This window comes from Pseudomonas sp. B2021 (assembly GCF_018135665.1).
Taxonomy (GTDB): Bacteria; Pseudomonadota; Gammaproteobacteria; order Pseudomonadales; family Pseudomonadaceae; genus Aquipseudomonas; species Aquipseudomonas lactis.
Map to the genome: position 1 here is coordinate 2,912,307 of NZ_SMOF01000001.1, position 14,001 is coordinate 2,926,307.

The 14,001-nt window shown below is 59.3% G+C and carries 10 protein-coding genes; 3 read left to right on the plus strand and 7 right to left on the minus strand.

What is annotated here, in order from left to right; translation table 11 throughout:
- Positions 1-47: 47 nt before the first annotated feature.
- Positions 48-509 (minus strand): LEA type 2 family protein, encoded by a 462-nt coding sequence (locus tag E1K68_RS12875; RefSeq protein WP_057709905.1) that lies wholly within the window; start codon positions 507-509, stop codon positions 48-50.
- A 12-nt stretch (positions 510-521) separates the two neighbouring features.
- Complete coding sequence (locus E1K68_RS12880) at positions 522-1,952, minus strand: nucleobase:cation symporter-2 family protein (protein ID WP_003190912.1); 1,431 nt, start codon at positions 1,950-1,952, stop codon at positions 522-524.
- 233 nt (positions 1,953-2,185) lie between these two features.
- Between E1K68_RS12880 and E1K68_RS12885 the strand changes: the two genes are divergently transcribed.
- Positions 2,186-3,811 carry a methyl-accepting chemotaxis protein gene (locus E1K68_RS12885; protein ID WP_034135476.1) on the plus strand — a complete coding sequence of 542 codons (1,626 nt, stop codon included), beginning with the start codon at positions 2,186-2,188 and terminating at the stop codon, positions 3,809-3,811.
- A gap of 536 nt (positions 3,812-4,347) precedes the next feature.
- Here E1K68_RS12885 and E1K68_RS12890 read toward each other — a convergent pair.
- The 5 genes from E1K68_RS12890 to E1K68_RS12910 form a co-directional block, all read right to left on the minus strand.
- Positions 4,348-5,325 (minus strand): bifunctional glyoxylate/hydroxypyruvate reductase B, encoded by a 978-nt coding sequence (locus tag E1K68_RS12890; protein WP_003190915.1) that lies wholly within the window; start codon positions 5,323-5,325, stop codon positions 4,348-4,350.
- Entirely contained in the window at positions 5,322-6,614 is a 1,293-nt protein-coding gene (locus E1K68_RS12895) for an MFS transporter (RefSeq protein ID WP_014718725.1), read from the minus strand. Before E1K68_RS12895 ends, E1K68_RS12890 begins: the two co-directional genes overlap by 4 nt.
- Before the next feature lie 45 nt (positions 6,615-6,659).
- Positions 6,660-7,601, minus strand: a complete 942-nt coding sequence (locus tag E1K68_RS12900; RefSeq protein WP_094775449.1) for a sugar kinase — start codon at positions 7,599-7,601, stop codon at positions 6,660-6,662.
- Complete coding sequence (locus E1K68_RS12905) at positions 7,594-8,376, minus strand: TIM barrel protein (protein ID WP_003190919.1); 783 nt, start codon at positions 8,374-8,376, stop codon at positions 7,594-7,596. Before E1K68_RS12905 ends, E1K68_RS12900 begins: the two co-directional genes overlap by 8 nt.
- An 84-nt stretch (positions 8,377-8,460) precedes the next feature.
- Positions 8,461-9,522, minus strand: coding sequence for a LacI family DNA-binding transcriptional regulator (locus E1K68_RS12910; RefSeq protein WP_346344342.1), 1,062 nt, complete (start codon positions 9,520-9,522; stop codon positions 8,461-8,463).
- Between the two features lie 243 nt (positions 9,523-9,765).
- On the opposite strand from E1K68_RS12910, the gene E1K68_RS12915 reads away from it, so the two are divergent.
- Positions 9,766-11,757, plus strand: a complete 1,992-nt coding sequence (locus E1K68_RS12915; RefSeq protein WP_212614181.1) for a hypothetical protein — start codon at positions 9,766-9,768, stop codon at positions 11,755-11,757.
- Positions 11,758-11,888: 131 nt separating this feature from the next.
- Positions 11,889-13,958, plus strand: a complete 2,070-nt coding sequence (locus E1K68_RS12920; RefSeq protein WP_241666035.1) for a hypothetical protein — start codon at positions 11,889-11,891, stop codon at positions 13,956-13,958.
- Positions 13,959-14,001 lie beyond the last annotated feature (43 nt).

A 14,001-nucleotide genomic window follows, 5' to 3' on the forward strand; every position in this document is an offset into this window, starting at 1 on the left:
ACCTGTGGGAGCAGGCAAGTCAGCTCCCACATGTGGTTTTCAGCCACTTACCAGGTGGCAGTGTTCGGTAAGTCCAGGGTGCCACGCTCCACAAAACGCATGGTGCCAAACAGGCCACCCGCCAATTTGCCGCGCAGCACGTAGGGCAGGTTGTTCAGGCTTTGGGTCTGGCTAAGGCCCAGGGTCTGGCGCAACACCGAAAACGCCGAAACGCTGACCGGCACCATCAGCACGGTCTCGGAGAAGCGTGGGATGCTGCCAGCCTGATCGCTGACGCCTGCGGCCAGTGGCCGGCCATTGACCTCCAGGTCCAGGGCCACGCCGTTGTAGTCGATTGCCGCTTCATTGGGATTTTGCACCCGCAGTTTCACGGCAAAGCGTACTTCCAGGTCCTGGCTTTGGAGCGGCTCGATGCCTACTACATTGATGTTCACCGGGTCGCGGTTGGGGAACAGTGCGCAGGCGCTCAAGGTCAGCAGCAACAGCGATAGAACCATGAGCTTGCGCATAAAGAAATGCTCCTACTTTGGGGTGACGTCCGGGTCCTGCATGACCTTGAGGGTAGAGGACTCCGGCTCGAATTCATCTTCTTCCAGCTCTATGAACTCTTCGGGCAGGAAAATGTTCAGCAGGATTGCACAGAATGCGCCCACGGTGATCGGCGATTCGAAGATGTTGTGCAGCGCCTTGGGCAGCTCGCGCAGCACTTCCGGCACGGCGGCGACGCCCAGGCCCATGCCTAGGGAAATCGCCACGATCAGCACATTGCGCCGATGCAGGCCTGCTTCGGCGAGGATTTTGATCCCAGCCACGGCCACGGTGCCGAACATGATCAGGGTCGCGCCGCCCAGTACCGGCTTGGGCATCAGTTGCAACACCGCGCCGATCATCGGGAACAGCCCCAGCAGCACCAGCAGGCCGGCGATGAAGTAGGCCACGTAGCGGCTGGCCACGCCGGTCAATTGAATCACGCCGTTGTTCTGGGCGAAGGTCACCATCGGCAGGCTGTTGAAGGTGGCCGCCATCGCAGAGTTGAGACCGTCGGCCAGCAGGCCAGACTTGATACGCTTGATATACAGTGGGCCCTTGACCGGTTGCTGGGAAATCATCGAGTTGGCGGTCAGGTCACCGGCCGCTTCCAGGGGCGAAATCAGGAAGATTACCGCCACCGGGATAAACGCCACCCAGTCGAACGAGAAACCGTACTTGAACGGCACGGGCACGCTGATCAGCGGCACCTGGGGCAGAGCGGCCATGTCGACGCGGCCCAGCAACCACGCGACTACAAAGCCCAGGGTCAAACCGATCACGATCGAACCCAGGCGCAGGAACGGGTTGTTGAAGCGGTTGAGCACCACGATGGTCAGCAGCACCAACGCCGCCAGGCCCATGTTGCCCGCCGCGCCGAGGTCGCTGGCGCCATAGCCGCCGGCCATGTCGGTGACCGCCACCTTGATCAGCGACAAGCCCATCAAGGTGATGATGGTGCCGGTCACCACCGGGGTGATCAGTTTGCGCAGCTTGCCGATGAACTGGCTGAGCACCACTTCGATAAACGCTGCGAAAAAGCAGATGCCAAAGATTGTCGAGAGAATCTCATCGGTGCCGCCGCCCCGGGCCTTGACCATGAAGCCTGCGCTCAAAATCACGCTGATAAAGGAAAAGCTGGTGCCTTGCAGGCACAACAGCCCCGAGCCCACCGGCCCGAAGGTGCGTGCCTGTACAAAGGTGCCAAGCCCCGACACGAACAGCGCCATGCTCACCAGGTACGGCACTTCGCTTTCCAGCCCCAGTACGCCGCCCACGATCAGCGTGGGCGTGATGATGCCGACAAAACTCGCCAACACATGCTGCAACGCGGCAAAAATCGCGGCGGTGAAGTGCGGGCGGTCTTCGAGGCCGTACATAAGGTCGGATTTATAGCGCGGGCGGGGGGCTTGAGCGTCAGACAAAATGATGGCTCGGGTCAGAAAATGGAGGCGCAGGATGCCAGAAAGTGCCAGGCGCCTGAAGTGTAAAAAAATATTTATAAAGACCCTGCGCTAAAGCCATGGCCCAGCCGATATCAAGCATAGGCCCACACTACAACGACAACAGTGGTGACCAAGGTCTGGGCAGCGCGTTGACGCTGACGGATCGTTTCGCGGCAAGGACGCTCGCAAACACTACTTCTGAGAGCAGCCCTATGTCCCTCCGTCACCTGAATATTGCCCCTCGCGCGTTTATCGGTTTTGCCTTCATTGCGGTTCTGGTGGTGCTGCTGGGCGTGTTTGCGGTCAACCGTATGACGCAAATGCGCCAAGCCTCCCAGGACATGAGCGCCAACCAACTGCCCAGCATGACTCACCTGGGCACCATCACCGAAAACGTGCTGCGCATGCGCATCCTGTCGTTTCGCGTGCTGGTCAACCGCGAGCCTGCCGCCTTGCAGGAAGCCGAAACCCGTATTGGCGTATTGGCTGACAAGGTCAAGACCGCGCAGGCCAAATACGCCACGCTGCCTGCCGGCCCGGAGGAGGCAGCGCTATACAAGACCTTTGGCGTGACCCTGGATAATTACCTCAAGGCCCAGGCTGAGATGGTGGCATTGTCCAAACAAGGCAAGGTCGATGAGATGCGCGCACTGATCAACAGCCGCATCAAGGAAGGCACCGATCAGATGGGCGAGCAATTGAACAAGCTGATCGCCATCAATGCGGCCGACGCCAAGCAAGCCGACGTAGATGCCGGGCAAAGCTACGAGGGCGCGATCACCGGTGTGGTGGCGGTCTCTATAGTGGCGGCGTTGCTCACCGTGCTGCTGGCCTGGTTGCTGACTCGCAGCATCGTGACCCCGCTGCGCAAGGCCGTGGAAGTGGCTGAAACCATTGCCGCCGGCAACCTCAGCAAAACCATCGAGGACGATGGCAAGGACGAACCGGCGCGGTTGCTCAGTGCGCTGTCGACCATGCAAGCCAGCCTGCGCCAGACCATCCAGCACATCGCCGGCTCGGCCACGCAACTGGCTTCGGCGGCGGAAGAGTTGAGCGCGGTCACCGAGGAAGCGTCCCGTGGCCTGCAACAGCAGAACAATGAAATCGACCAGGCCGCCACGGCTGTCAATGAGATGACGGCGGCAGTGGAGGAGGTGGCGCGTAACGCGGTTTCCACCTCCGAGGCGTCCGGGCAGTCCAACCAGGCGGCGCGGGAAGGCCGTGATCGGGTGATGGAAACCGTCGGCGCGATCCAGACCATGACCCAGGACGTACAGAATACCTCCGCGATGATTGAAGGCTTGGCCGCTCAGGGCCGGGATATCGGCAAGGTGCTGGATGTGATCCGCGCGATTGCCGAGCAAACCAACCTGCTGGCGCTCAACGCGGCGATTGAAGCCGCCCGTGCCGGCGAGGCCGGACGCGGCTTTGCGGTGGTCGCCGATGAAGTGCGCGCCCTGGCCCATCGCACCGCGCAGTCGACCCAGGAAATCGAGAAAATGGTCGCCGGCATCCAGAACGGCACCGGTGAGGCGGTGCAGTCCATGCAACAAAGCAACCAGCGCAGCCAGACCACCCTGGAAATGGCACGCGCAGCCGGCGCCTCACTGGAACAGATCACGGCATCCATCAGTCTGATCAACGAACGCAACCTGGTGATTGCCAGCGCGTCGGAAGAACAGGCCCAGGTCTCCCGCGAGGTGGACCGCAACCTGGTCAACATCCGTGACCTGGCCACCCAGTCGGCGGCGGGCGCCAACCAGACCAGCGCGGCCAGCCATGAACTGTCGAGGCTGGCGGTGGACTTGAATGGGATGGTGGCCAGGTTCGTCGTCTAACAGCTGCCACAAAACCCTGTGGGAGCTGGCTTGCCTGCGATAGCAAACGAACAGTCAGCACATCATGGGTTGGCTTATCGTTATCGCAGCATAGGTATCTGTAGCGCTCAACGGTAACCACGATGCGAAGCGAGCAGCTCTTGATCTTGCTTTTGATCTGCTTTTGATCTGCTTTTGATCTTAGGCGTCCCGTCAAACCACGCTGGCCGGAATTCGACAGGGATTTGGGGGGTAAACCGGCAGGGATGCCGGCGGATTACGGGCACACCGAGCCTAAGCGAGGTGCCGAGTGGTGGGGCAAGAGCGTTTTTGCTTACTTTGCCGCTTTTGCAAAGTGAGCCGCCGTCAGGGCGGAACCCTAAGCGGCCGTTACCGCAGGAATGGATATGTACACAATCCAACTGTGTTGACCGCCAGGCCGCCTTCGCGAGCAAGCCCGCACACACAGTTGGATCGTGGTTTGTCTGGTAGATAGGCGTTGGCTTTCACGCCGTCATCGCAGGCAAGCCAGCTCCCACATTTGCTCTTGTGTTGTGTCAGCGCCCCCATGCCCCTGGATTCACCAGGTTTACCGGCTTTTCGCCAGCCAGTGCCGCCAGCAGATTATCCACCGCACACTTAGCCATCGCCTCCCGCGTCTCATGAGTGGCCGAGCCGATATGCGGCGTAGCCACCACATTATTCAACCGCAACAACGGCGACGCATGATCCAGCGGCTCTTTCTCAAACACATCCAACCCCGCCGCGCGGATAGTGCGTTGCTGCAACGCTTGCACCAGCGCCGCCTCATCCACCACCTTGCCTCGCGAGATATTGATAAAAATAGTCTCTGGCCCCATCAGCGCGAATTCCTCGGCGCCAATCAACTTCTCGGTTTCAGCCGTCAACGGTAATGTCAGGCAGACAAAATCCGCCTCTTTAAGCAAGCCCTGCAAGCTGCGGTACTGCGCGCCAAAGCGTGCCTCAACCGCCGGCTTGGGCGAGTGGCTGTGGTAGATCACCGGCATGCCGAAGCCAAAATGCCCACGCTGGGCCAGGGCTTCGCCGATGCGGCCCATGCCGATGATGCCCAGGGTCTTGCCATGTACATCGCTGCCAAAATGCGCCGGGCCGATGTTTTTGTTCCACTGGCCGGCACGCACCATGTCAGCCAGTTCCACCACGCGCCGCGCGGTGGCCAGGATCAGCGCAAAACCGGTGTCGGCGGTGGTTTCGGTAAGCACATCCGGAGTGTTGCTCAGCAGGATGCCGCGCTCGGTCAGGTAGTCGATATCGTAGTTGTCGACGCCCACCGAGACGCTGGCCACGGCTTCCAGCTGGGGCGCCAGGTCGAGTAGCCGGGCGTCCAGGCGCAGGCTTGCCCCCAGCAGGCCGTGGGCGGTAGGCAGGGCATCGCGCAGCTTGGCCAGGCCGGTTTCATCCAGTGCGTCAATCAGCGTGACCTCGACCTGCTCATGCAGACGAGCCATGAGCGGCGCGGAGAGTTTTTTGTACAGCACGACAGACTTTTTCATGAGGTTTTTACCTTCAATTCCAGGGTTGGCGCCGGCGAGCGGTCACTGGCGCCGGGCTTGAGGAAAATCGTCAGCACCACGGAAAGCAGCAGCGCGCCGCTCATCAGCAGATAAGAAGCGCCGGGCGAGCCGGTGCTGCTGTTGAGGTAACCCACCAGGTACGAGCCGCCGAACGAGCCCAGGGCGCCCATGCTGTTGATCAGTGCCATGGCGCCACCGGCGACGTTGGCTGGGAGGATTTCCGGGACGATGGCGAAAAACGGGCCGTAGGGTGCATACATGCACGCCCCGGCGATCACCAGCAGGGTGTAGGACCACCAGAAGTGTTCGGCGCCCAGCACGTAGGACGCGTAGAAGGCAATCGACGCAATCAACAGCGGCGGCCAGACAAAACGCTTACGTTTCTGCAGCTTGTCCGAGCCCCAGGACACCACGAGCATGCCGATCACCGCCGCCAGGTAGGGCAGCGCCGAGAGCCAGCCGGCTTCGACCATGTCCATCTGCAAACCGGCCTTGAGGATCGACGGCAACCACAGCACGAAACCGTACACGCCAATGCTCCAGCAAAAGAACTGCAGCGCCAGAATGATCACCTTGGGCGAACGGAACGCTTCGGCGTAGTTCTTCACGGCCTTGATTCCCACCTGCTCGGCGGCGAGGGCGGTTTCCAGGCTGTGCTTTTCGGCGTCGCTCAGCCACTTGGCATCCTTGGGACGCTCATCGGCCAGCTTCCACCAGATAAACGCCCACAATACTGCCGGCAGGCCCTCGATGATAAACATCCAGCGCCAGCTGAAATGCTGCACCAGGTAGCCCGACACCACCGACATCCACAGCATGGTCACCGGGTTGCCGAGGATCAGGAAGGTGTTGGCCCGCGAGCGTTCGGCCCGGGTGAACCAGTGGCACAGGTACACCAGCATGGCCGGCATCACGGCGGCCTCGACCACCCCGAGCATGAAGCGGATGACGATCAGCATGTAGGCGTTGGACACCACGCCGGTCAGCGTGGCCAAGCCGCCCCAGAGGATCAGGCTGACGAAGATCAGTTTCTTGACGCTGCGCTTTTGCGCGTAGATCGCGCCCGGCACCTGGAAGAAAAAGTAGCCAAGGAAAAACAGCGCGCCGAGCAGCGAAGACATGCCCGGCGTGATCATCAAGTCTTCGGCCATGCCGGACGCGGCGGCGAAGCCGTAGTTGGCGCGATCCAGGTAGGCCAGGCTGTAGGTGATAAACACGATAGGCATGATGTACCACCAGCGACGGGTGGCGAGTTTCACGGTTTCCATGGGGTTGCTCCTGAGCTTGTTGTAGTTGTGGCAACAGGTAATGGGTCACGCAACGGATCGGGTGGGTAATTCAGCACGGGTCGGCAAACCCTCCATATCGCCACGGCTCTGCACGGCGCGGCTGCCGATCCAGTTGCCGCGTTGTACGGCCTCGGGGAAGCTTGAGTTTTCCAGCAGGGCGCTGATCATGCCCACCGCAAAGCCATCGCCGGCGCCCACGGTATCCACGACTTTTTCCACCTTGACTGCGGCGACAAAACCCTGGTCCATCTGGGTGCGGTAATAGGCACCTTCCGGGCCGAGTTTGATTGCCACGGCTTCGGCGCCCTGGTCGAGATAGAACGCAGCGATATCCGCCGGATCCTCGTAGCCGGTGAGCAAGCGGCCTTCACCCAGGCCCGGCAAGACCCAGTCAGCAAGAGCGGCCAGGGCATTGATTTCGCGGATCATCTGCGCTTGGCTGGCCCAAAGCGAAGGGCGCAGGTTCGGGTCGAATGACACGCTGCGTCCGGCGTTGCGCATCTGCTTCATCAGTTCAAAGGCGAGTTCACGGGTGGCATCGGACAATGCCGGTGGAATCCCTGTAGCGTGCAGATGGCGCGCTTGCAGCAGCGTGGGGCTGATGTCGGCGATGGACAAATGGCTGGCCGCCGAGCCTCTGCGAAAGTACTCCACTTGAGGATCTGCGCCGGCCTCTTCGCGCGACTTGAGTTGAAACCCGGTGGGGTGCAGCGGGTCGACGGCCACATGACGGCAATCAATCCCTTCCTTGGTCAGCGTGTCGACTACAAAACGCCCGAGGGAGTCGTTACCCACGCGGCTCAGCCAGGCCACATTGAACCCCAGGCGCGACAGGCCGATGGCGACGTTGCTGTCGGCGCCGGCAATGCGTTTGTGAAACTGCCCGACCTGGGCCAGGTCGCCGGTCTGTTCGGCGACAAACATCGCCATGGTTTCGCCAAACGAGAGGATATCGATCTCAGACATGGGCGTTCTCCACATGGGGTTGGCCAAGGCGGGCAAGGGTCGCGACCTGTTGCGCGGTGACTTCGATCAGGTCATCGCCCTGCAACGGAAATTCCACCGCCCGGGTAATACCTTGAGTCATGTGTTTGAGCAGTTGTTCCCACAGATGCAGGTCGGTGGCGCCCGGCGGCAAGGCCACCAGCTTGCCATCGGCGCGACGGGCCACGGCCTTGCAGTGCAGGTAATCCACATGCCGGCCCAGCAACCGCGCAGCGGTGAGCGCGGATTGGTCTTGCCACTGCCAGTTGCCGATGTCGAAGGTCATTTTCACCGGCAGGCCCAGGCGTTCGACTTCGGTAAAAAACCGTTGCATCGGTTCAATGCGCCCGCCGTGCAGGGTCTGGTCGTTTTCCACCAGCAGCTTGACCGGGTGGCGGTTGAGCAGGGCGTGCAGGCTTTCCAGATCGTTGGTGTCGGTGAAGTAACCGAGAGACACTTTCAACCAGCCCGAACCAAAGGCCTGGGCGCGGTCCAGGGTCGCGGCCAGCTCGGCATTGGGCTGGGCACGGCCGGCGACCCACAGCTCCAAGGGCGAGGAAAAGACAGATTCCAGGCCTTGTTCTGCAGCGGCCAGGGCCAACTCAGCCGGTTGCTCGGTGGTGAGCAGTTCTTCACGCCATTCAATGCGCTGGGCACCGGCGGCGCTCAGCAGCGCGACAAAACTCAATTGGCCCTGCTGGCGAACCAGGTCGGCGCCGTAGCTGGAAAGGCTGATGGAGACGGGGTATTTATGCATTGTTGTTTACCTCTGAAACCGGTTTCATTTTCATGCGCAGAACAAAATGTGGGAGCGGGCTTGCTCGCGAATGCGGTGTGTCAGTCAGCTTGGAAGCGGCTGACACACCGCATTCGCGAGCAAGCCCGCTCCCACAGGGGATTGAGTCGAGCCACGGATAATCAGCTCGGGTAAAAAATCCAGGGTGCGGGTGGGGGCGGTATCGCCGCGCAGGCGCTTGAGCAAACAGTCGAAGGCGCTGGCGCCAATCGCTTGCGTCGGTTGGGCGAGGGCGGTGATGCCGTTGCCCACCAGCGGGTACCAGTCCAGGTCATCCAGGGCGATCAAGCCCACCTCGCCGAACAGGTCACAGCCCAGGGCCTTGAGTGCACGGGTGCAGGCCAGTGCTGCCACGCCGTTGGCGCAAAACAGTGCCTTGGGGCCGGGGTTGGCGAGAAAGGTTTGCAGCCGGTTTTCCAGTTCGCCATCCAGTTCAACGACGGCGCCTTTCAACGCCGGGCGCTTAGCAATCTCGATGTTGAAACTCGCCAGGCGTTCCAGGCGTGAACTGGTGCCGTCGGTGGTTTCGCTCACCAGCAGCACCTCGCGGTAACCCTGCTGTTCCAGATGGTCCATCGCCATACGCACTGCCGCCGGGTTATCCAGCCCCACCAGGTCGCTGTGCAAGGGCTCGACCTTGCGGTCCACCAGCACCAGGGGCATTTCCCGTTGCAGTTCCAGCAGTTGGTCGAGGTGATGTCCCAGGGTGTTCACGATCAAGCCTTCGATGTTGTACGAGCGCAGCGCTGCCAGGTGTTGGCGCTCCTGCTCGTCATCGCGGTCGGTGTTGCATACCACCAGGCTGTAGCCGTGCTGGCGGCACGCGGTTTCGACGCCGTGCATCACCGCAATGGAGTAGGGGTTGCGGATATCCGCCACCAGCATGCCGATCAGGCGCGTGCGCCCACGCTTGAGGCCACGGGCCATCTGGTTGGGGCGATAACCGAGTTCGTCGATGGCCTGTTCGATGCGCAGCGCGATGGCGTCCGAGAGCAGGGCGCGGTCATCGCCGATAAAGCGCGACACGCTGGCCTTGGACACGCCGGCGCGCTTGGCGACGTCGAGCATGGTCACGCGGCTGCGCTGGGCAGCGGAAAATGAAGTCACGGTAAAGCCTTTCTTATTGGAGTTTGGGGTTGCGCTGAAACCGGTTTCAGGGAACACCAAGTCCAAGAAGCCGTCAAGCTAATCTTCGCTATGGGCACGCAGCAACGCTTGGATAAAACCGACGAATGGGACCCGCAACCTGTTAATTCTGACAGTTCCCAAAAAGAAGGGGCTGGCGTTTACTTTCTCACAACGTGATGGGTGGAAGCGCTCCAGGAACTCATCATCGAAAGAGGAAAGAGTATGTCCATTTCAACATTGACTCATATTTCTGGAGCGCGCATTGGCGGCGTACTTGCGCTGGGACCCATGGACATTCCGGGTGTCGACCCTCTCGACCCCAACGGTCTTGTACCGGTTTCACTGACGCTTGCGCCCCTATTGGTCAGGATACCTATGTGGCTCCCGGCCCCAGAGCCGCTGGATACCCCCCACAGAGTGCAACTTCTCTGGTTGCGAGACGGTATTGAAAGACAGGCCGACCTGAAACTGATTGATGCTCCACCGCCGCCGCTGCCTGCATTTGTGCAAATGCATGTGCCATTGGCCATGCTTCGAGAGCGTTCAGGCTCGGTGGAGCTTTATTATCGTGTGACAGACTCGGAGGGGCAGACCAGCGAGCTTGATCCGAAGGTCACGTTAACTATTGATTTGGAATCACCAGAACTGCTCAGGCCGGATGACCAACTCAGTTTTGTGAGTCCGCCCACCACGGGTGTCGATGAGGCCTACTTGGCGGGCAATGACCCGGTGCGCTTCAATGTTCCGCCTTATCGAGGGCGAGAGCGCAATGATCGCATTGAAATGGTTCTATCCAACAGCCCGAACCCAGCTGCCGCTGCGCCTGACGGTGACTATGCACTGGTAAACACTTCGGACCCGCTGATCTGCGAGTTACCGGCTGCCGGATTTCGTCGCCTGAACAACGGGCAAGCCTACATCTTTTACCAAGTATTCGACGAGGCTGGTAATTTCAGTACGCGTAGCGCCGGCTTACCCTTTGTGTTGGACCTGATCGCGGGCCCAGGCGTACCTCTACCTGCGCCTACTGTCATGCCGCCAGCCTATGACGACACTCTCATCAAGCGAGATGACGCGCGAGCTGGAGTGGTGGTGCTGGTTCCCCCCTATGCCAATTGGGCCGCGGGTGATCAATGTCGGGTTTATTGGAACGAACGGCCGGTGCCGGATGTCCCGGTGTCAGATGGCGTCGAAACACAGGTACCCATTCCTTGGTCCATCCTGAGGGGGCCATTGCCTGTCTTGGTGGCAGAAGAGATCCGGATACGTTACGAGATTATCCGTGGTCTGGTGAGCTACCCCTCATTTGGGCGGCGTATCAGGCAGGACTTCACCGTGGCGGGGCAAGACCATGCGGGAGCGCCCGCATTGCTTAACCCTACTTTGCCGTTGGCTGAAGTGCGCGGGTTGGTGTCAGATGAGGCCAATTTGGTTGACCTTAGAGACAAGGATGTTGGCGCTCGTGCCCGTGTGTTTCTCTATGACGACCCCCAGCCAGGCCAAGTGTTGCGGTTCTTCTGGAATGGCATCGGGCCGGTGGCGACCAAGACTGTCCAAGTCGGGGAGGTCGCTGGCCAACTGGTATTCTCCAGCGTTATTCCTTGGGGCGTCATGGAGGGCATCATTAACTCGTCGTTGCCTGTGCATTACACCACCGATAACGGGGTTAACCAGCAACAGTCCAGAAATACTGAAGTTGATGTGAATACGGGGCCGCTGCTCAGCTTTCCTACTCCGGTTATTCAGCACACGCTTGTCGGTGGCACGGGTACGTTTCTGACGTGTTGCTCATCCCCGGAGATATTTGCAGGTGTTCGTTGGAAAGTCGTTTCCCATGGCGATTTTCAAGTGAACGACGAAGTGCGATTTTTTACCCATGGCTACAACAACAATGGTTGGGTGGATCCCATTGTGCAAGACAGTAGGTTTACTCAAAGCAAGACCTTTGATACGCCAGCGGATTTAGTCAATGGGTTGGATTTTACGGTCATGCCCTTCGATCCAGTGGTGTATTCGTTGCGCCTTCAGAGTACTGCGGTCGCCTGGTATGAGGTGTGGCGCGGTAGAAGCAAAATCGGAGAGTCGATCCTGCGGCGTTTCAGGGTTGATCTGGCTTATCCCGCGGGTGGGTTCTGCCAGGCAGGCGATGTCGTTCATTGCACAAGTGACGGTGTGCCCTCGCTGATAAGAAATGATTGTGTCGATTCAAACTAAATTAGTACTCGAAACGTGCGGCGAGTAAGCGATGGTTTTAATGGCTGAAGCGGTGTGAAAACCTAATAGGGTTAAACGAATAGTTTATTGCTGTTGTTCGTCGCCCACCTTGTGAATGTTGGAGGTTAATGATGGACAAAAAGACGCGAGACTATTTTGCCAAGCTCAATCCAGATGGAGAGTCACCGCCGGCTATCTTGTCGGAGTTGCCGCCGGCAGAATTCGATATTGTTCCTGGTTACCCAGGGCTAATTTATCGGGAGCAGGCGTTGGCCGAGCAAATGGAGTTGCGTATACCTCGCTGGGAAGATTACAGCTCCGACCCGGCACTTCCTGATATTGTTTATGTGTTTATAAAGCCGGTAGATGACGCTGAGTATGAGGGCCCGTTCCTCACGTTCGAACACAACTTTGACGCCACTTTGCCAGAATTGTTTGTCACCACCAATATCGCCCGAGGCCGACGTCCGCCTGGCCACTGGGATATTAAGTATGAGGTATATATCCGCCGTGTTCCGAACTTAAGTGAATCATTTTCGACGCGGCTGATTGTCGACACTGAAGCACCCTATGCAAAATCTCCAATCCTTTTTCCGCCCCCGCCTATTGTCCCGGCAGGCGTGACGTTGCCTATCGACGAAGCCGATTTCCCGGCCGCCCCCAATGATCGGTTGTTTTTGTCAATTCCGGACTATGTTGCCGATGGACGTGAGCCGGGCGACACGATACGAGCGTTCTACAACGATTCAGACACGCCCTATGCCGTTGACACAGCCTCCAGCGACGTGGATTGGCCTGTGACGGACTTGAGGTTCCCATTGCCCAAGAGTGTTGTCGAGGCAGGACCTGATGGTTACGTTGCGATTCGATATCAGCTATTGGACGCAGCTCGCAATCCCAGTCAGTTGTCCTCGGCTTTGCGGTTGGATGTAGCCTTGCTGTCGGCACCGACCAACCTGAAACAACCCTTGATCGGCAGGGCATTCCCTGGAGATAACCTGTTTGACCGAGTCGATGCGTCCATTGACCAGGGAATGATTGTGCGCATCTCCGAGTATCAGCATTTTGAGCGGGGAAATGACGGTGATATTTTTGACCTGACACTTTCGACCAGCATTGCGACTGAAACCATTCCCGGCACTTCGTTGGGCAGTACAAGCTTTCCAGTGCCTATCACTGTTCCCATTCATATTCTGCAAAGCCTGTATGGCGCGTCGACGGGCGACTTGCCGCTGACGGTCACTTATGTTGTCAGACGTCGGTCCGTCACTTACCCCGCGGCGCCGTCGACGGTCATCAACTTGAATTTGCACGTAGTCGGCCCCGCCCCTACCAATCCTCCAGACCTGACAAACGCCGACCTCTACCCCGTTGTTATCAAGGGGGTAGACGCTGGTGGGGTGGAAGGGAATGACAACGAACTCTTGCCTGCACACGCCAATCGGCCCGCCAATGCCCACATCACGTTGTGGGATGCAAGCCCGACCCCGGACGCCGAGGACTTTGTCATTCGGCTTTACTACGAGGGAGACCTCGTCGCCACTCGGCCAATTACGGGGGGCGTGGCAGGCGATCCGGTCACTCCGCCGCTACAGATTCCATGGGCGATTATCGCCAAGCATGGCAACGCGCCGCCTCTGAAACAGGTGTATTACACCATCGGTACGGCAACCGGTACGAATCGGCAGGAGTCTGAGGTCACGTCGGTTGATGTACAGGCCAATGTTCAGTCCCTTGCCATGCCAGAGGTCCGAAACCTAGAGTTGATTGGCGGTCCTCCAGGCGTGATCAACTGCAATACCGTCAGGCCTTTGAATGCGAATGGGAATATCACGGTTTTTATTCCGCCGTCGCGCTTCTTCGAGGAGTTCATGGTGGTGCGTGTGGACTGGAAGGGCTATAGCGACAATACCGGTACGACTGAGGTGCCCGCCGCAGCGGGGTTTACAAACTCCCCGGCGTTGACTCCGCTTATGATTTCGCAGGGGTTTGAAGTGACCCTGGGGCCTTTCTCAACCATTATGAAATTGATTCAGCCTCACCAAGGCACACGTCTCATGGGTGCGGCAAGGATCAATTACACCATTCAATTGCCAACTGGGCCTTTGACATCGAGTGACGCTCTGCATTTGTCACGCTCGATCAAATCCGGCGCCTCTCCCACCTACTGCGACAACACGCCGGTACCCGCGGCGCCCTGAATGGTTGCGGCAACGGCCAGGGAGCAGCAGCTGCTCCCTGGAT